This is a genomic window from Paenibacillus sp. JSM ZJ436, assembly GCF_044383795.1.
Taxonomy (GTDB): Bacteria; Bacillota; Bacilli; order Paenibacillales; family Paenibacillaceae; genus Paenibacillus_AQ; species Paenibacillus_AQ algicola.
In genome coordinates this window covers 40,966-58,417 of sequence record NZ_JBISEO010000021.1, presented here as the reverse complement: position 1 = coordinate 58,417, position 17,452 = coordinate 40,966, and the positions used below count along the sequence as shown (strand labels likewise).

Here is a 17,452-nt window from a genome sequence, read left to right as displayed (position 1 = left end):
TGACCAATACTAATCGGTCGAGGGCTTATCCTACAAGCTTTGCGAAGCAAAGCTAGCTACGAAAGCATCCACAGAGCTTTGCGAAGCAAAGCTAGCTACGGAAGCATTACGCTAATGATCAATCTAACAACGTACATTCGTTTCGTATCTAGTTTTCAGGGAGTCAATCTCTGTAACTGCATAAGGTTATGATGGAGAGATACCCAAGTGGCTATAAGGGGACCCTCTGCTAAGGGGTTAGACTGCGTAAGCGGTGCGAGGGTTCGAATCCCTCTCTCTCCGCCATTCATAATACCTGAATGCAAATATTAGTATGGCGGTGTAGCTCAGCTGGCTAGAGCGTACGGTTCATACCCGTGAGGTCGGGGGTTCGATCCCCTCCGCCGCTACCATACATACCTGGAGGCTTAGCTCAGCTGGGAGAGCATCTGCCTTACAAGCAGAGGGTCGGGGGTTCGATCCCCTCAGCCTCCACCATGTAATTTTTCATATGCCGGTGTAGCTCAATTGGTAGAGCAACTGACTTGTAATCAGTAGGTTGGGGGTTCAAGTCCTCTCGCCGGCACCATTATAAATGCGGAACTGTGGTGTAGAGGCCTAACATGCCTGCCTGTCACGCAGGAGACCGCGGGTTCGAATCCCGTCAGTTCCGCCATTTATATTTTTCACCTTAAATTTCATGCATGGCTCGGTAGCTCAGTCGGTAGAGCAGAGGACTGAAAATCCTCGTGTCGGCGGTTCGATTCCGTCCCGAGCCACCTTTTGTTTTTGGAGGATTAGCGAAGTGGCCAAACGCAGCAGACTGTAAATCTGTTCTCGTACGAGTTCGGTGGTTCGAATCCATCATCCTCCACCAGTTTTATGAGCCATTAGCTCAGTTGGTAGAGCACCTGACTTTTAATCAGGGTGTCGAAGGTTCGAGTCCTTCATGGCTCATCCGAAGGTCGTCAATTTTAATTGACGGCTTTTTTTGTATTTTATTAGGAAATCCATCATGTAAGCATTGTCGTTGAACGGATAGGATGTGCTACAATGATAAAAAACGACAAAGTGGTGGGAGTCATCATGGCGGAGATCAAACAAATCGTTCAGCTCTTAAAACAAGCATTAAATATACGCGTAACCTCGAGACTCATATCGGATGAAGAAGTAAGTAAGTCTGAAAAGGTAGATCGCAACGGCACACTCTATTTTTACCATAAAGCTGAAGATCAAATTTGGATACCGCTGGAGGCGGAGCAGACCAATCAGGTGCTGGCATTTCGTGCCGAAGATCTGACAGACTCCGAAATTATCTTAATTCAGCTGTGGCTGCATTCCGTAAGAAGTAAAGAAAGCAGCATGAACCCTAGAACAGGATCCAAACAAGAGGACGAGCGGCAGCTCCGCAAATTAGGGGAGTGGATCGTTCATAGTTTGCAAGCCGGTCAGCTGGAGGCAGAGCTCCCGGAAGACATAGGCATGAGTGACGGGTTGACTAAAGATATGATTCCTTTCCTTTTAGTTAATGAGAGCGATCATGTTATAGACATTCAATATAAGGTCCTGTCTAGACTGCTTCGCAGTTATTTTAATGGGGAGGTCACACTGATTCCGTTGCACGAGGCAGAGTGGCTAATTCTCGCGAAGCAGGAGCTTCTGCAGAGTATCAAGGATGATATGGATGACCTGTTGGATGAGAAGGGTCAGGAGCGAGGACATGAAAATGCACTGTACTCTTTTTGTGTGGGATTGCATGAGCTAATCTCTACCGAGTGGGTGGGTGATTTTTATGTCAGCAGTATTCCGGAAGCGGATGCCCTGCATGGCCTCCCTGATGCTGTGAACCTATTGAAGCAGACGATGCACTTGGGAAGAATTTTTCAGGTCAAGGAGCATATACATCTATCGGGCAGCCTGCACCTGGAACGATTGCTGTTTCACATTCCGCAGGAGCAGCGGGCGCTGTATCTTCAGCAGTATGCCGAAGGCTGTACAGAATTGTTTCATGATCCGGAGACACTGTCTACCTTGGAGTCTTTTTTTGATCTGGACTGTAATGTTAGTGAAACAGCGAAGCATTTATATATCCACCGCAACACCCTCTTATATAGACTGGACAAGATAAAACAGGAAACCGGACTGGACGTTCGCAGCTTTAATGACGCAGTATTGGTGAAGCTTACACTCCTATTGTACAAATTAACGAAAAGAGCCTAAAATTTTTGTGCAGATTGTGCATAGCCAGCAACCACGCGGTCATGTAATATAAAGATATTCAATGTATCCGATTTCATTTCATAATATGAACAAGGGGGCAATTAGCATGGCAGGTGTACGCTTAGAGCACATTTACAAAAAATATGCAGGTTCCGATAAGGCAACGGTAATTGACGTTAACCTTGATATTAAGGATAAAGAATTTTTGGTTCTGGTAGGTCCGTCCGGTTGTGGTAAGTCCACTACACTGCGTATGATCGCAGGACTTGAAGAAATCTCCGAAGGTAAACTGTACATCGGCGACCGCGTTGTTAACGACGTAGCACCGAAAGACCGTGACATTGCGATGGTATTCCAATCCTACGCTTTGTACCCGCACATGAATGTGTATCAGAACATGGCCTTTGGCTTGAAGCTCCGTAAAGTAAAGAAGGATGAAATCGACAAGCGTGTACGTGAAGCAGCGAAGATTCTCGACATCGAGCATTTGCTGGACCGTAAACCGAAGGCACTCTCCGGTGGTCAGCGTCAGCGTGTGGCCTTGGGTCGTGCGATCGTCCGTGATCCGCAAGTGTTCCTGATGGACGAACCACTTTCCAACTTGGACGCGAAGTTGCGCGGTCAGATGCGTGCTGAGATTACAAAGCTGGTAAAGCGTCTTGAAACTACTTGTATCTATGTAACGCATGACCAGATCGAAGCGATGACGATGGGTGATCGGATCGTCGTTATGAAGGACGGAATCATCCAGCAGGCGGCTTCTCCGGAAGAGCTGTACAACCAGCCTGTAAACATGTTCGTAGCAGGCTTTATCGGTTCCCCGACAATGAACTTTATTTCCGGTAAGCTTTCCGAGCAAAACGGCGGCGTATTCTTCACTTCCGAAGGCCTGAATGTACAGGTTCCTGGCGGTAAAGCACAGCTGCTGAAGAACAAATCCATGATCGGTAAGGAAGTAATCATGGGCGTTCGTCCGGAAGACATTCACGAAGAGCCAGTATTCCTGGAAGCTTCCCCGAACACGGTATTTAATGCCAAGGTTGACGTAACCGAGAACCTGGGTCACGAAATGCTCTTGTACCTGAGCGGACTGGGCAACGATACCGTAATCGGCCGTGTGGATGGACGTTCCACCACTCGTGAAGGCGACAATGTAAAGCTGGCAGTAGACATGAACAAAGTTCATCTCTTTGACAGAGAATCCGAATTGAACATATTGCTGGCAGATTAAGATCCCAGCATATCGATAGAAACCGCCCTGCTGGGCGGTTTTTTACTTTATAGAGCATTGGATTGCTGAGCACGTGAGACTGTTTGTTTACAGGGGCAGGCCCTGGCGATCGCGGCTGAGAACATTGCATTAGACACCTGATTCCTGTTAAGATGATCAAGAAGTATGACCTGGGAATCCATAGCAGGAAGGGTTCGTGCGGTAGCAAGTGCAAGTACGCAAGTAAGCCCGAGGTCAAGAGCAAGAACCTTAACGGTTCACTTCATATAGCTACGAAAAGGGGTACGACCATGGCCAAGAAAGTACGGGTATCCGAGCTGGTGCAGCAATTCCAGCTGGAGGTTATTTCTGGTGAAGCGGGGCTGAAACGGCCGATCACAACCGACGACTTGAATCGTCCGGGACTGGAGATGGCCGGATATTTCGAATACCATCCCATCGAACGGGTTCAGCTGCTGGGACGGACAGAGCTGGCATTCTATGCCATGCTGGAGCCGGAGGAGCGCAAAGACCGTATGTCACGTTTATGTACGGATGAAACACCTTGTATTATTGTGACACGTTCCCTGGAGGTTCCGGAGGAGCTAATCGAGGTGAGCAATGCCAAGGGCATGCCGGTGCTTCGCAGCAGCATGGCGACCACAACGTTAACGAGCCGGATTACCGGTTTCTTAGAACGCAAGCTGGCACCGACGACAACGATTCATGGTGTATTATGTGACGTCTATGGCGTTGGCATGTTGATTACAGGATCCAGCGGGATCGGTAAAAGTGAGACGGCGCTGGAGCTTGTCAAGCGCGGACATCGCTTGATTGCCGATGATGCGGTGGAAATCCGGCAGACCTCGGACTACCAGCTTCACGGTACTGCACCGGAGCTGATCCGGCATCTTCTGGAAATTCGGGGCGTTGGCATTATTAACGTCATGACCTTGTTCGGTGCGGGTGCGGTACGCAATAACAAGCGGATTACACTTGTGGTTCGACTGGAAGCCTGGCAGCAGGATAAGCAATATGATCGTCTGGGTCTGGATGAGGAAACGACACGAATTATTGATACCGACATTCCCCTCGTTACCATACCCGTCCGACCAGGCCGAAACCTGGCGGTCATTATCGAGGTTGCGGCTATGAATTATCGCCTGAAGCAGATGGGTTTAAATGCGGCGCTGCAATTCACGAACAAATTAACGGCAACCATTGCCGAGGATATGGACGATATGGACTAGGGGGAATTGGGGATGTCTCTGCTCATCAATCCGATTGCATTTCAAATAGGCTCGCTGCCGGTGCATTGGTACGGAATTATTTTGGGTCTGGGCGCATTGGCAGGCTTACTGCTTGCGATCAGAGAAGGGAAGCGCTTCGGCATACCGCAGGAATTCTTCATGGACCTCCTGCTGCTCGGGGTACCGTCTGCAATTGTAGCGGCCCGAATTTATTATGTCGCCTTCAAATGGGAGGATTACAAGGATAATATTTGGGATGCCTTCAAGATTTGGGAGGGTGGTATTGCCATCTACGGCGCCCTGATCGGGGCCATTATTTGTGCTTTCATTTATGTTCGCAGACAGGGCTACTCCTTCTGGCGAATTGCCGATATTTGTGCACCATCGCTGTTAATCGGGCAAGCTATTGGCCGTTGGGGTAACTTTGTGAACCAGGAAGCCTATGGCGGACCGGTGGAAGAGTCTTTTTTACGAAACACACTGCACTTGCCTGATTTTATTGTCGATCAAATGAACGTAAAAGGCGTATTCCATCACCCTACGTTCCTTTATGAATCGCTGTGGAATTTCGTGGGCATCGCGCTGCTGCTGGTGCTTCGAAGACAAAAGTTTCTGCGTGCGGGCGAGCTGTTTATCAGCTATTTCATCTGGTATTCCATCGGACGCTTCTTTATTGAAGCGCTGCGTACTGACAGCTTGGCGTTTCAAGGCTCGGCGGGCCTGGCTTCCTTCCTGAACAGTCTGTGGAGCCCGATGACCTGGATGGGCTTTGAACAGGGCTATCTGGATCCTGTATACGGAAACGTTCGGATTTCCCAGCTGCTAGCTCTGCTGATTATTATCGCCGCCATTGCACTGATTGTGATCCGCCGGACTACGGGAAAAGCGAGCGCAAGATATATGGACCCGATTGTAAGCACCAAAAATGCCGGAGCACCTACGCCGGAAGCGGATCTGAACCGTTCCCGCCGCAAGGAGGAGCTCTCAGAACAGCGATCCACGTCAACGCCGGAGACGCCGAAGCCCCAAGCGCGGCAGACGGATTCTGTAGTGGACTCGCCAGACGATAAAGAAAAGTAAAAGCTCGCACAAGGAGTAACGTAAATGATTGAAACTGTACTTTTTGATCTGGATGGCACGATTATAGATACCAATGACTTGATTATTGCTTCATTTATGCATGTATTTCAGCGCAATCCCGATGGACCGCTGACACGAGAACAGATCATTCCCCACATGGGGACTACACTGGAGTATCAGCTTCAGACCTTCTCTGGCCTAGAGGACGTCGAGGAGCTGGTTCCCTTATACCGCGCGTACAATAAACAGCATCATGATCAAATGGTCAAAACCTTTCCCTACGTCAATGAAGTGGTGGAATGGATTCAAGGACAAGGCCTTCGCATGGGCGTCGTAACAACGAAGATCCGGCCGTCGACGCTGATGACGCTGGACAAATTCAAGCTGGCTCCCTACATGGATGCCGTGGTGACGGTCAATGATGTAGAGCATCCGAAGCCCCATCCGGAGCCGGTGCAAAAGGCGATCGAGCTTCTGGGTGCTAACCCGGCAACGACCCTGATGGTGGGCGACAGTGCGGTGGATATGCAGTCGGCCAAGGCGGCAGGAGCACTTGCAGCAGGGGTCGCCTGGTCATTGAAGGGGCCGGAAATGCTGCGGTCATGTGGAGCCGATTATATTTTGCAGGATATGCGTGATCTGTACCGTCTGCTAGAGCCGGGGCAAGGATAGCCTAAATGAATCTGAAGCACCAAGAGCCAGCAGTTCAGATCCAGCAAAAGAAATGGAGCCGTTAAGAATGGGCAGGAACGTAACTCGCTATCCCGTAGAGGGCCATAATGCGCTTTGGCATATTTATCGAACCGTGAGCCCCTGGAAAGGGGTCAAAAACTTTATTTGTATTCAGTTGGCGCGCTACTGCCCGGTGCTTCCGCTCAAGAACTGGATTTACCGGCGCACGCTGGGAATGAGAGTAGGGAGTCATACGGCGTTTGGACTGATGGTGATGGTGGATGTATTCTTTCCCGAACGGATCACGATTGGCGAAAATTCAGTCATTGGATATAACAGCACTATCCTGGCTCATGAATACCTGATCAAGGAATATCGGCTAGGGGATGTGGTGATCGGGGACAATGTGCTGATCGGTGCCAATGTCACGATTCTGCCGGGCGTCACAATCGGAGACGGCGCTGTGGTTGCCGCGGGTGCTGTCGTGCATAAGGATGTAGCGCCGGGCGCTTTTGTCGGCGGAAATCCGCTTCGGGAGCTAAAGCCTTCTAAGCCAGAAGAAGAGAATGCATGAGTACGTTACCGCAATAAAGTTCCAATCTTTATGGACTTGTAGTAAAATTAGTAAGGACGCAAAAGTAAATGTAAGCTAGTAGCTCCCACGAGATGCGCCGTGAGGGGCTTTTCTTTTTTTAGGATGAAGGTTTTAGGGTTGGAAGAGTAGGAACAAGAGCGAATGGTTTAATGATTCATGTCCTGCAAATTTAAAAGGGAGTGAAAAGCAATGGAAGCCACCATCAACTCAAGGGAGAGGCTGCCGCAGCTGGACATCTACCGCGCCATGGCTATTTTAGGTGTATTGCATGTCCATGCCACCTCGTTTGCCACCGTCGAAGCTGTAGACTCCCGATTCTACTTTATGATCAATTTTATCAATATCTTTTTTAAGTACGGGACGCCTTCTTTTATTTTTTTGAGCAGCTTTGTGCTGTTCTACAATTATTATGACCGGCCGCTGACCAAAGGACTGATTCTTAACTTCTACAAAAGACGGCTGCTGTTCATCCTGCTTCCGTATTTGCTCATTTCGATCGGATATTTTGGAGTACGGCTCTACCAAAATGGAATGCTCTCCGGTCCGCTGGACGGATCAGCATTATGGGCTGATTTCTGGCATCGGCTGATTACCGGTAAAAATTATACGCATTTATACTTTGTTTTTATCAGCTTGCAGTTCTATATTCTGTTTCCGCTGTTCCTGCTGCTGTTCAAATCCTCCAAATTTCTGGTGCGCTGGGCGGTCCCGATCGGATTGCTACTGCAGTGGGGATTCATTCTCTGGAACAAGTACGATTTGAAGTTTGTGGATAAAGGCAGCCTTGCGATCTCTTATATGGCCTATTATGTACTGGGAGCGTACCTGGCGATCCATTATGATACCTTTAAGGCCTGGCTGAGCTCCAGCTGGAAAGATCAGACCCCGCGGCAGAAAAAGGGTACCTTCATCCTGTGGGTCGGCTGGCTGGCAATGGGGCTGTCGCATGTTCTGATCTGGTATGAGGCGCGCCTGTACAGCAATTGGCATGATTCGTTGTGGTATGAGGGACTGTGGAACATGCATACGATGCTCTCGGCGCTGGTGCTGATGCAGCTCACCAATTGGCTGTTCAACAGCGACTGGAGGATGATGAAATCTATGCTGATCCGGATTGGAGAGCTTTCTTTTGCCATCTATTTAGTGCATCCGCTCTGGCTGGCTTTTTATCGGCTGTATGATTTCAATTTAAATCCGGTCACGGATGATTATCTGATCTGGGTGTATGGGGGAATGGTTACGGCACTGGTAATCAGCGCAATTGTGGTGCAGACCATCATGAAATACATGCCGGGGGCCTGGATGCTGCTAGGCAGTGTGCCCAAATCCCTCAAGAGCAAGATGCCCTCTCCTCCAAAAGGAAATCCCAAACGGGACGTTCGCGCCGGGGGAAGGAGCCGGTCGGTCGATTGGTAGCTGATATAGCTGTCCGCGAGAAGCGCGGGCGGCTTTTTTGTGCTGAGAAGGAATGATGATTTAACGTGAAAGCAGAGGGTCATACAGGTTATAATACAGAGTACGGGCTGTAGATGATACCGATACGCTTGAGGTCAGTAAGGTGAATTGACGGCGTAGGCAGGGATATGATACTATAGCCATTATTCTTTACTTTATTAGCAAGGTAGCACTTTACCATAATAAAGAGTCAGGTGTTATTTTATAGAGGGTAATGCCGGACTTGATCGTTTAAAAATAGAATTCGAGGTGACTACGCCATGTCTAAACCGAAAGGTTTTGAAAAACCCGCCGGTGTGCGGGACTATCTCCCCCATGCGGTATCCCGGCTGCGCCAGATTGAATCCCGGGTGCTGCAATGCATGGAGCGCTGGGGTTATCGGCAAATCATGACCCCGACGATTGAATTTTATGATACGGTGGGTGTGTCGAGCTCCACCTCTGACCAGAAGCTGTTCAAGCTGCTCAATAACCGGGGCACGACAATGGTGCTGCGTTCCGATATGACGGCTCCTATTGCCCGGGTTGTATCGTCTCTATTAAAGGAAGAAGCTCTGCCGATTCGCTTGTCCTACCATGCCAATGTGTTTCGGGCAATCGAAGAGGAAGCGGGACGGGAGGCTGAATTTTACCAGACTGGCGTGGAGCTTGTGGGAGACGACTCTCCGGAGGCGGATGCCGAGGTGGTGGCGCTTGCGATTGAGAGCCTTCGGGCGGCAGGCGTGAAGACGTTCAAAATGGCTATGGGTCATATGGGCTTCCTCAACGGACTGCTGGAAGAGGTGCTGCCGGACCGTCCGGGCGATCAGGAGAGCCTGAAGCGTGATCTGCTGAACCGGGACTATGTCGGCTATCGCAGCACTATTCAAGCTCTGCAGCTGCCCCCGCAGGAGGCAGCGAAGCTTGAGGGCATTCTCCGTCTGCGCGGCGGCCGGGAGGTATGCACGGAAGCGAGAGAGCTGAGCCTGAACCCGCTGGCCCGGGCCTCGATCGAGCATCTATGCAAGGTGTGGGAGGTGCTGGAGGCTTACAATGCTTCTAGTCATGTGCTGATTGACCTGACCATGATTGGTGACTTCTCTTACTATACGGGTATGACCTTTGAAGGCTATGCGGCCGAGATCGGTTCTCCTGTAGCCAGCGGCGGACGCTATAACAAGCTGCTGCAGCAATTCGGCAGAAGCGTGCCGGCCACGGGCTTTGCTTTGAAGACGAACCGGATTCTGGATGGTGTGGATGCAGAGGACAGCGAAGCCGTGAAGCCGGTGCTGATTCAGTACACGCTGCAGCATCGCAAGGAAGGCTTGGCCAAGGCCAGTGCCCTCCGGGAAAGCGGCCGGATCGTAATTACCTCCATGATGGGGGATGGCGAGCATGGAAGCTTGCAGGATGCACGGAATGATGTTCCTGGTGCCAGCCTGCTGCATCAAGGCTATGACGAAATTATTACCTTACAATAGATCTCAATCCTAGACAGGAGGTGCCTCACATGGCAGAAACCTTAAAAGTAGCTATGCCCAAGGGACGGATATACAAGAAAGCCTCAGCCCTGTTTCGCGAGGCCGGGCTGCCGATTCCCCTTGACGTGGATGAAACGCGCAAGCTTGTGATCCCGCTGCCGGAGGCGGGAATGGAATTTATATTGGCCAAGCCTGTCGATGTTCCGACGTATGTCGAGTACGGCGTGGCGGATATCGGTATTGTCGGCAAGGACGTGCTGATTGAGGAAGACAAGGATGTATATGAGCTTCTTGATCTCGGCATTGCCCGCTGCCGCATGTCGGTCATTGGCCTGCCAGACTGGACGCCGGGCATCCGGCAGCGCGTGGCGACGAAGTATCCCAACACAGCCTCCCGTTACTTCCGGGAGCAGGGACAGCAGGTAGAGGTCGTCAAGCTGAACGGATCGATTGAGCTTGCCCCTTTGATCGGCCTGGCCGATCGCATCGTCGATATGGTTGAAACCGGTCAGACGCTGCGCGAGAATGGCTTGGTTGAGATGACGAGTATGTTCGAAATTACAAGCCGGCTCGTTGCCAACCGGGTCAGCTACCGGATGAAGAACCGGGAAATTCAGGAGCTGTGCGACCGGCTTCAGAGCGTTATTTTTGCAAATACAGACAAGTAGATCGGCAGCATAATTCATAGGAAGCAGGCGGGGAGGAATCAGGAATGAGAATAGTGCCGGCAGAGGAGTTTGATTTAAAGCGGGAAAGTGACTACGGCACACCCGAGCAGAATGAGGCCGTCAAGGAGATTGTCCGGAACGTTCGCCGCGAAGGTGATGCCGCCTTGCTGCGGTATACGGAGCAGTTCGACAACACGAAGCTGACAGCAAGCGGCCTGCGGGTACAGCACAGCGAGCTGATGGCTGCGTATGACGAGGTGGAGGAGTCGTTCGTGACCGCAATCCGTTCGGCAGCAGAACGGATTCGCAGCTATCATCAGAAGCAGAAGCGCAGCTCGTGGATGGATGTGCAGCCGGATGGAAGCATCCTGGGCCAGATTATTCGGCCCCTGCAGCGAGTCGGTGTATATGTGCCCGGCGGGAAAGCAGCCTACCCCTCCTCGGTGCTGATGAACGTTATTCCGGCGCAGGTAGCCGGGGTGCCCGAAATTGTGATGGTCACCCCTCCGGCAACGGGAGGCACGGAAGGTATCAATCCGTACATCCTGGTGGCAGCAGCGGAGGCTGGTGTGACCGAGATCTACCGGGTGGGCGGCGCTCAGGCGATTGCCGCGCTGGCCTATGGAACCGCGTCGATTGCTTCTGTCGATAAAATTTGCGGGCCCGGCAACATTTATGTGGCGCTGGCGAAGCGCGAGGTGTACGGTGCTGTAAACATTGACAGCATTGCCGGCCCGAGTGAGATCGTCGTTCTGGCCGATGACAGTGCTGAGGCAGCGTATGCGGCAGCGGACCTGCTCTCCCAGGCTGAGCATGATGAAATGGCTTCGGCGGTGCTGGTGACGACGTCAGCAGCCCTCGCAAAAGCCGTCAGCGCAGAAGTAGAACGCCAGCTGGAGCTGCTGCCGCGCCGCGATATCGCCCGGGCATCGGTTGATAGCTACGGGGCGGCTATTGTGGCTCGCTCCATGGACGAGGCCATCTCGATCGTGAACAAGCTGGCACCGGAGCATCTTGAAATTATGACAGAGGACCCGATGGGCATCCTGGGCCGGATTGAAAATGCAGGTGCCATCTTCCTCGGTCCGTACAGCTCGGAGCCGGTCGGAGATTATTTTGCCGGTCCCAATCATATCATTCCGACTAACGGGACGGCACGCTTCTCCTCGCCGGTCGATCTGGACGATTTCATTAAGAAATCCAGCATGATTTACTATAGTAAGGAAGCACTGCTCCGCGACGGCGAGACCATCATGGAGCTGGCACGCCGGGAAGGGCTGGAGGGTCATGCCCGAGCGATCGAAATCCGGCTGGAGCAGGAATCACAAACAGGGGGGAATTCAGAGTGAGCTTTGAAGCTAACGGGCGGACGTCAAGCGTCAGCCGCAAAACGAATGAGACCGATATTTCCTTAAAATTCAATGTGGATGGTACCGGGGTGTCACAGCTGGAGACCGATGTGCCGTTCTTGAATCATATGCTGGATTTGTTCACGAAGCACGGACACTTTGACCTCAGCGTGAATGCGAAGGGCGACATCGAGATTGATGATCACCATACTGTAGAGGATATCGGGATTTGTCTGGGTCAGGTGCTGCGGGAGGCGCTCGGCGATAAGAAGGGCATCAAGCGCTATGCCAGCGTCTTTGTTCCCATGGACGAGTCTCTCGCTCAGGTCGTCATTGATATTAGCAACCGGCCTCATTTCGAGTACCGCGCGGAATATCCGACTCAGCAGGTCGGCTCTTTTGATACGCAGATGGTGCATGAATTTTTGTGGAAGCTGGCTCTGGAGGCGCGCATTACCCTGCATGTCATCGTGCATTACGGACACAATACGCATCACATGATTGAAGCGGTGTTTAAAGCACTGGGACGCGCTCTGGATGAGGCAACGAGTATTGATCCCCGCGTCACGGGCGTGCCATCCACGAAGGGAGTGCTGTAATACATGGCCATTGCGGTAGTGGATTACGGCATGGGCAATCTCCATAGTGTCAGCAAAGCGGTAGAGCGGCTCGGCTATGAGCCGCTGATTACCGGAGTGCGGGAGGAAATCTTGTCGGCGGACGGCATTATTCTGCCAGGGGTCGGCGCATTTGGAGATGCGATGGAGCATTTGCGGGAAAGCGGGCTTGATCAGGTCATGCGTGAGGCTGCGGCCGGGACAGCGCCGCTGTTAGGGATTTGTCTCGGGATGCAGCTGCTGTTCAGTCAAAGTGAAGAGCATGGTGTGCATGAGGGCTTGAATATTTTGCCCGGCAAGGTAGTCCGGTTTACAGGTGGAGATTACAAGGTGCCGCATATGGGCTGGAACAGCCTGAGCTTCCTGCAGCCGGAGGTGCCGCTGTTTGCGGGGCTTGAGGAGGGCCATGTGTACTTTGTCCACTCGTATCATGTTCTTCCTGAAGTGAACAGTGATCTTCTGGCCGTGACGGATTACGGGCAAACGGTGACCGCCATTGTCGGCCGGGGGCATGTATACGGCATGCAGTTTCACCCGGAGAAAAGCGGGGAGCTCGGCATGAGCCTCTTGCGCGGCTTTCTGGCGTTAACGGATGGAGCAAGCTAATTATTTCTACAGAAACGGGGAATCTGCAAATGTCATCATTCATTATTTATCCCGCGATTGATATCCGCGGCGGCAAGTGCGTCCGGCTCGTGCAAGGAGATTATAACCAGGAAACGGTTTACAACGACAGTCCGCTGTCTGTAGCCCGTTCATGGGAAGAGCAGGGCGGCAAATTCATTCATCTGGTGGACCTGGATGGAGCGAAAGCGGGGCATCCCGTCAATGATGAGATCATTGCGCAAATTGCAGCCCATGTTCAGGTGCCGGTTCAGGTTGGCGGCGGACTGCGCCGGATCGAGGATGTTGAGCGTCTGCTCTCTCTCGGTGTGAGCCGGGTTATTATCGGCACAGCCGCCATTGAGGACCGGGTATTCACGGAAACGGTACTGGGCCGCTATGGAGATAAGGTGGCGATCGGCATTGATGCCCGAAACGGATATGTCGCAACCCGCGGCTGGCTGGAAACGTCAGAGGTGCAGGCTGAGGTGCTGGCGAAGGAGCTTGCGGCGAAGGGCGCGGAAAACTTTATTTTTACCGATATTTCCCGGGACGGCATGATGCAGGGTCCGAATGTGGAAGCCATTGTAGCTTTAGCCAAAGCCAGCGGCCGGACGGTTATCGCCTCAGGCGGTGTGACGCGGATGGAGGATCTGGAGGCTCTGGGCAAGCACCGCGAGGACGGTGTCGGCGGCGCCATTGTAGGCAAGGCGCTGTACACAGGAAATATTGATCTGGCAGAGGCTGTCCAGAAGATTCAGAAGTGAAATTAATCGGGGGAGATGTGAAGGATGCTGGCCAAGCGGATTATACCTTGTCTGGATGTGAAGGATGGACGGGTCGTTAAAGGGGTTAACTTTGTCAATCTGCGTGATGCCGGAGATCCGGTAGAGCTAGCTGCGCTATATGACCGGGAAGGCGCCGATGAGCTGGTCTTTCTGGATATCTCCGCTTCCGTGGAAGGCCGGGCGACGATGGAGGAGGTTGTGCGGCGGACGGCGGGAGAGATTGCGATTCCCTTTACCGTCGGCGGCGGCATTTCCTCGGTGGACGATATGAAGCGGATCCTGCGCGCCGGTGCGGACAAGATCGGCATGAACACGGCAGCTGTGAGGCAGCCAGAGCTTATATCCGCCGGTGCACGGCGCTTCGGCTCTCAGTGTGTCGTCGTAGCCGTGGACGCAAGGTTCAATCCGGAGTGGGATGAGTGGGAGGTGTACACGCACGGCGGACGTACCCCTTCCGGCATTAAGGCACTGGATTGGGTTAAACAGGCGGAGTCGCTGGGGGCCGGAGAAATTCTGCTGACCAGCATGGATGCCGACGGCACGAAGGATGGCTTCGATTTGAAGCTGACCTCGGCCGTGTGCAGCACGGTATCCATTCCGGTAATCGCCTCTGGCGGAGCCGGGAAGGAAGAGCATTTCTATGATGTGTTCACCGACGGCCGGGCAGATGCGGGGCTGGCGGCGACGATTTTTCACTATAAAGAAATCGGGATTCCTCAACTGAAACAACAATTGAAGCATAAAGGAGTGGAGATCCGATGAGCGTACATGATGACATGATGCAGGATTTGTCCTTGCAGCAGGTGTCGGAGCATATCCGCTGGGACGAGAATGGTCTGGTTCCGGCGATCGTGCAGGATGCAGAGACCAAGGAAGTATTAATGATGGCGTACATGAACCGGGAATCCCTGCAGCTGACCCTGGAAAAAGGAGAAACCTGGTTCTGGAGCCGCTCCCGAAAGGAGCTGTGGAACAAGGGGGCAACCTCTGGCAATACGCAGACGGTGATCTCTCTGTCCTACGATTGTGATGGCGACACGCTGCTGGTGCTGGTAGATCCTAAAGGACCTGCTTGTCACACCGGCGAGAATACCTGCTTCTTCAACACGATTACCGTTCAGGGACAATCGACAGTGTCCGGCGAAGATGTGCAGTCCTCGGGCAGCCAAGACCGCTTTGCAGTGCTGGGTGAGCTGGAGCAGGTCATTGCACAGCGGGAAGCAGAGCGTCCGGAAGGGGCATATACGACCTATCTGTTCGATAAAGGCGTGGATAAGATTCTGAAAAAGATCGGGGAAGAAGCCTCCGAGACGATTATTGCGGCTAAAAATCGCGATAACGAGGAGCTGCGCCTGGAGGTCAGCGATCTGATTTACCATCTGATGGTGCTGCTGCAGGAGCGCAAGCTGCCATTGGATCATATTCTGGACGAGCTGGGCCGCCGTCATGAGCGTCCACGCCGCGACGGTTAAAGAGGGCACAAGGCTATGCATATTGACTATCACACTCACCATGCCCGGTGCGGACACGCTGTTGGAGCACTGGAAGAGTATGTATTGCGGGGCATTGAGATTGGGCTGGACCAGCTGGGCCTGTCCGATCACATGCCGCTTATTCATATCAAGCCGCATGAATATTACCCGGAGATGGCGATGCCGATGGAGGAGCTTCCACGCTATGTGGAGGAATGCCTGACCCTCAAGGAGCGCTATAAAGGCCAGATTGAGATCCGTGTCGGTCTGGAAGGGGACTATATCGAAGGCTATGAAGAGGACGTCCGGAAGGTGATTGAGGCGTATCCTTGGGATTATGTGATCGGCTCGGTCCATTTTCTCGGGAAATGGGATATTACCGATTACCGCCAGACTCATGGCTGGGAGGGGCGTGACCCGATCACGGTATACAGGCGCTATTACGATGCGGTCTGCAAGGCGGCATCGACAGGCTTGTATGACATTATGGGACATCTGGATGTCATCAAGCGCTTCGGCTTTACCCCTGGGCCGGAGCATCAGGATGAGGTTGTGGCGCTGGAGAATGAGGCGCTTGCCGCTGTCCGCCGGAGCGGCAAGGCGATGGAGCTGAACGCCTCCGGTCTGAGCAAGGACTGCCGGGAGATGTTTCCAAGCCGGCGTATGCTGGAGGAGGCCCTTCGGCTCGGCATTCCGCTGACGCTCGGCTCTGACGCGCATCAGCCCTTGAAGCTCGGTGAGCATCTGGATCAGGCGAGGGAGCTGTTAATCGAGCTCGGAGTGAAGCAGGTGGCTGTCTTTGAGGGACGGCAGCGGGACATGGCTGCGCTGTAATGGAAGCGGCCAGCCTTTTGAAGCTGTTCTAAATGTACCGCCAATTATACAGGCTGTTTCCTGAAGTCATAGTCCCGCGCTCTATGTTCTTATGAGGAGCGCGGACTGGCGGCTGATGGAGACGGCCTGCTTGCGCGACAGCGCTTTCCTGATGCGCTATAATAGAGTACAAGCAATCCCTATACTTTGGGTATTCCAGGAGGCATTCATGTATCAGAAACTTCGTCTGTTCGCCGGATCATCCAATCCGCGGCTGGCCGCGGATATCAGTCGGCAGCTGGGCGTCGAATTGGGCAAGATCAAGCTGTCCCGTTTCAAAAATGGAGAAATCTACGTCCATTATGAGGAAAGCATCCGTAATTGTGATGTGTTTCTGCTGCAGTCCTTCTCCCATCCGATTAATGAAATGTTCGTAGAGCTGCTGGTTATGATTGATGCGGCCAAGCAGGCCTCTGCACGCACGATAAATATTATTGTCCCCTACTACGGCTACGCCCGGCAGGAGAGAAAAGCTGCACCCCGCGAGCCCATATCCGCCAAAATGGTCGCCGATGTGCTGACGACAGCCGGAGCCAGCCGCGTCATTACCATTGATCTGCATGCCCCGGCTATTCAGGGCTTCTTCAATATTCCAGTCGATCATCTGACGGCCATGGATCTGATCACCAACTACCTGAGAAGCAAGCAGCTGGAGCAGCCGGTCATCGTCTCTCCCGATGCCGGCCGGGCTAAAATTGCCGAGAAGCTGGCAGGCCGGCTGGGTGCGGGCTTTGCGATGATGGTCAAGCAGCGCCCGGCCCATAATGAAGCGGTCATTACGCATGTGGTTGGAGACGTAGAGGGACGCACGCCAATCATCATCGAAGATATTATTGACACAGGTACTACCATTGTACAGGTCGTGGAGTCTCTCAAGAAGTTAGGCGCCAAGGATACGATCGTATGTGCGACGCATGGCGTATTCTCGGGGGAGGCATTGTCCCGCCTGGATCATGGCCATATCAAGGAGCTGGTAGTGACAGATTCCATCGCGCTTCGGGAGCCGCCGATGAAAGGCATGACCATCTTATCGGCAGCGCCGATCCTCGCTGAAGCCATCCATATTATTATGGAAGGCGGCAGCATTGCGACCTTATTTAAAGACGCCGGCGTCTGATGACCGGCGTCTTTTTCTCTGCAAGCGGCAGGAGATCATGGTAT

The 17,452-nt window shown here is 52.7% G+C and carries 17 protein-coding genes and 8 tRNA genes; all 25 read left to right on the top strand.

Annotated features, from left to right (window positions below; genetic code table 11):
- Positions 1-193 precede the first annotated feature (193 nt).
- The 25 genes from ACH6EH_RS18520 (at position 194) to ACH6EH_RS18400 (ending at position 17,408) form a co-directional block, all read left to right on the top strand.
- A tRNA-Ser gene (locus tag ACH6EH_RS18520) sits at positions 194-285 on the top strand.
- Between the two features lie 30 nt (positions 286-315).
- Positions 316-392: transfer RNA gene (locus ACH6EH_RS18515), tRNA-Met, on the top strand.
- Between the two features lie 9 nt (positions 393-401).
- A tRNA-Val gene (locus ACH6EH_RS18510) sits at positions 402-477 on the top strand.
- A gap of 15 nt (positions 478-492) precedes the next feature.
- Positions 493-568, top strand: a tRNA-Thr gene (locus tag ACH6EH_RS18505).
- A gap of 10 nt (positions 569-578) precedes the next feature.
- Positions 579-655, top strand: a tRNA-Asp gene (locus ACH6EH_RS18500).
- A 30-nt stretch (positions 656-685) separates the two neighbouring features.
- Positions 686-758, top strand: a tRNA-Phe gene (locus ACH6EH_RS18495).
- A 12-nt stretch (positions 759-770) separates the two neighbouring features.
- Positions 771-856, top strand: a tRNA-Tyr gene (locus ACH6EH_RS18490).
- Positions 857-863: 7 nt separating this feature from the next.
- Positions 864-936 (top strand) — tRNA-Lys (locus tag ACH6EH_RS18485).
- Positions 937-1,032: 96 nt separating this feature from the next.
- The gene (locus tag ACH6EH_RS18480; RefSeq protein WP_397333361.1) at positions 1,033-2,199 is read left to right on the top strand and encodes a PucR family transcriptional regulator; all 1,167 of its coding nucleotides are present in this window, start codon (positions 1,033-1,035) and stop codon (positions 2,197-2,199) included.
- Positions 2,200-2,305: 106 nt separating this feature from the next.
- On the top strand, positions 2,306-3,430 hold the full coding sequence (locus ACH6EH_RS18475; RefSeq protein WP_397333360.1) for an ABC transporter ATP-binding protein: 1,125 nt from the start codon (positions 2,306-2,308) through the stop codon (positions 3,428-3,430).
- Between the two features lie 290 nt (positions 3,431-3,720).
- Entirely contained in the window at positions 3,721-4,659 is a 939-nt protein-coding gene (gene hprK / locus ACH6EH_RS18470; protein ID WP_138224002.1) for an HPr(Ser) kinase/phosphatase, read from the top strand.
- A gap of 12 nt (positions 4,660-4,671) precedes the next feature.
- Entirely contained in the window at positions 4,672-5,739 is a 1,068-nt protein-coding gene (gene lgt, locus ACH6EH_RS18465; protein ID WP_397333359.1) for a prolipoprotein diacylglyceryl transferase, read from the top strand.
- A gap of 24 nt (positions 5,740-5,763) precedes the next feature.
- Positions 5,764-6,411 (top strand): pyrophosphatase PpaX, encoded by a 648-nt coding sequence (gene ppaX / locus ACH6EH_RS18460; protein ID WP_397333358.1) that lies wholly within the window; start codon positions 5,764-5,766, stop codon positions 6,409-6,411.
- 67 nt (positions 6,412-6,478) lie between these two features.
- Positions 6,479-6,985: an acyltransferase gene (locus ACH6EH_RS18455; protein WP_397333357.1), complete on the top strand. Its 507-nt coding sequence runs from the start codon at positions 6,479-6,481 to the stop codon at positions 6,983-6,985.
- Positions 6,986-7,195: 210 nt separating this feature from the next.
- Positions 7,196-8,422 (top strand): acyltransferase, encoded by a 1,227-nt coding sequence (locus tag ACH6EH_RS18450; protein WP_397333356.1) that lies wholly within the window; start codon positions 7,196-7,198, stop codon positions 8,420-8,422.
- A 299-nt stretch (positions 8,423-8,721) separates the two neighbouring features.
- Positions 8,722-9,921: an ATP phosphoribosyltransferase regulatory subunit gene (locus tag ACH6EH_RS18445; RefSeq protein WP_138224007.1), complete on the top strand. Its 1,200-nt coding sequence runs from the start codon at positions 8,722-8,724 to the stop codon at positions 9,919-9,921.
- Positions 9,922-9,950: 29 nt separating this feature from the next.
- Positions 9,951-10,589, top strand: coding sequence for an ATP phosphoribosyltransferase (hisG, locus tag ACH6EH_RS18440; protein WP_138224008.1), 639 nt, complete (start codon positions 9,951-9,953; stop codon positions 10,587-10,589).
- A 44-nt stretch (positions 10,590-10,633) separates the two neighbouring features.
- On the top strand, positions 10,634-11,938 hold the full coding sequence (gene hisD / locus ACH6EH_RS18435) for a histidinol dehydrogenase (RefSeq protein ID WP_397333355.1): 1,305 nt from the start codon (positions 10,634-10,636) through the stop codon (positions 11,936-11,938).
- Positions 11,935-12,537 carry an imidazoleglycerol-phosphate dehydratase HisB gene (hisB, locus tag ACH6EH_RS18430; protein WP_138224010.1) on the top strand — a complete coding sequence of 201 codons (603 nt, stop codon included), beginning with the start codon at positions 11,935-11,937 and terminating at the stop codon, positions 12,535-12,537. Before hisD ends, hisB begins: the two co-directional genes overlap by 4 nt.
- Before the next feature lie 3 nt (positions 12,538-12,540).
- Positions 12,541-13,161, top strand: coding sequence for an imidazole glycerol phosphate synthase subunit HisH (gene hisH / locus ACH6EH_RS18425; protein WP_397333354.1), 621 nt, complete (start codon positions 12,541-12,543; stop codon positions 13,159-13,161).
- Between the two features lie 29 nt (positions 13,162-13,190).
- On the top strand, positions 13,191-13,925 hold the full coding sequence (gene hisA / locus ACH6EH_RS18420) for a 1-(5-phosphoribosyl)-5-[(5-phosphoribosylamino)methylideneamino]imidazole-4-carboxamide isomerase (RefSeq protein ID WP_175415119.1): 735 nt from the start codon (positions 13,191-13,193) through the stop codon (positions 13,923-13,925).
- A gap of 24 nt (positions 13,926-13,949) precedes the next feature.
- Positions 13,950-14,708 carry an imidazole glycerol phosphate synthase subunit HisF gene (gene hisF / locus ACH6EH_RS18415; protein WP_138224013.1) on the top strand — a complete coding sequence of 253 codons (759 nt, stop codon included), beginning with the start codon at positions 13,950-13,952 and terminating at the stop codon, positions 14,706-14,708.
- Positions 14,705-15,418: a bifunctional phosphoribosyl-AMP cyclohydrolase/phosphoribosyl-ATP diphosphatase HisIE gene (gene hisIE, locus ACH6EH_RS18410; protein ID WP_138224014.1), complete on the top strand. Its 714-nt coding sequence runs from the start codon at positions 14,705-14,707 to the stop codon at positions 15,416-15,418. The genes hisF and hisIE overlap by 4 nt, the downstream gene beginning before the upstream one ends.
- A gap of 15 nt (positions 15,419-15,433) precedes the next feature.
- Complete coding sequence (gene hisJ / locus ACH6EH_RS18405; protein ID WP_208204260.1) at positions 15,434-16,252, top strand: histidinol-phosphatase HisJ; 819 nt, start codon at positions 15,434-15,436, stop codon at positions 16,250-16,252.
- Positions 16,253-16,460: 208 nt separating this feature from the next.
- Entirely contained in the window at positions 16,461-17,408 is a 948-nt protein-coding gene (locus tag ACH6EH_RS18400; RefSeq protein WP_397333353.1) for a ribose-phosphate diphosphokinase, read from the top strand.
- Positions 17,409-17,452 lie beyond the last annotated feature (44 nt).

Coding starts and splice junctions, on each gene's coding strand:
- hisH (WP_397333354.1), top strand. CDS start 12,541: ATGGCCATTGCGGTAGTGGATTACGGCATGGGCAATCTCCATAGTGTC.
- ACH6EH_RS18475 (WP_397333360.1), top strand. CDS start 2,306: ATGGCAGGTGTACGCTTAGAGCACATTTACAAAAAATATGCAGGTTCC.
- hisD (WP_397333355.1), top strand. CDS start 10,634: ATGAGAATAGTGCCGGCAGAGGAGTTTGATTTAAAGCGGGAAAGTGAC.
- ACH6EH_RS18480 (WP_397333361.1), top strand. CDS start 1,033: ATGATAAAAAACGACAAAGTGGTGGGAGTCATCATGGCGGAGATCAAA.
- lgt (WP_397333359.1), top strand. CDS start 4,672: ATGTCTCTGCTCATCAATCCGATTGCATTTCAAATAGGCTCGCTGCCG.
- hisA (WP_175415119.1), top strand. CDS start 13,191: ATGTCATCATTCATTATTTATCCCGCGATTGATATCCGCGGCGGCAAG.
- ppaX (WP_397333358.1), top strand. CDS start 5,764: ATGATTGAAACTGTACTTTTTGATCTGGATGGCACGATTATAGATACC.
- hisIE (WP_138224014.1), top strand. CDS start 14,705: ATGAGCGTACATGATGACATGATGCAGGATTTGTCCTTGCAGCAGGTG.
- hisJ (WP_208204260.1), top strand. CDS start 15,434: ATGCATATTGACTATCACACTCACCATGCCCGGTGCGGACACGCTGTT.
- ACH6EH_RS18450 (WP_397333356.1), top strand. CDS start 7,196: ATGGAAGCCACCATCAACTCAAGGGAGAGGCTGCCGCAGCTGGACATC.
- hprK (WP_138224002.1), top strand. CDS start 3,721: ATGGCCAAGAAAGTACGGGTATCCGAGCTGGTGCAGCAATTCCAGCTG.
- ACH6EH_RS18445 (WP_138224007.1), top strand. CDS start 8,722: ATGTCTAAACCGAAAGGTTTTGAAAAACCCGCCGGTGTGCGGGACTAT.
- ACH6EH_RS18400 (WP_397333353.1), top strand. CDS start 16,461: ATGTATCAGAAACTTCGTCTGTTCGCCGGATCATCCAATCCGCGGCTG.
- hisF (WP_138224013.1), top strand. CDS start 13,950: ATGCTGGCCAAGCGGATTATACCTTGTCTGGATGTGAAGGATGGACGG.
- hisG (WP_138224008.1), top strand. CDS start 9,951: ATGGCAGAAACCTTAAAAGTAGCTATGCCCAAGGGACGGATATACAAG.
- ACH6EH_RS18455 (WP_397333357.1), top strand. CDS start 6,479: ATGGGCAGGAACGTAACTCGCTATCCCGTAGAGGGCCATAATGCGCTT.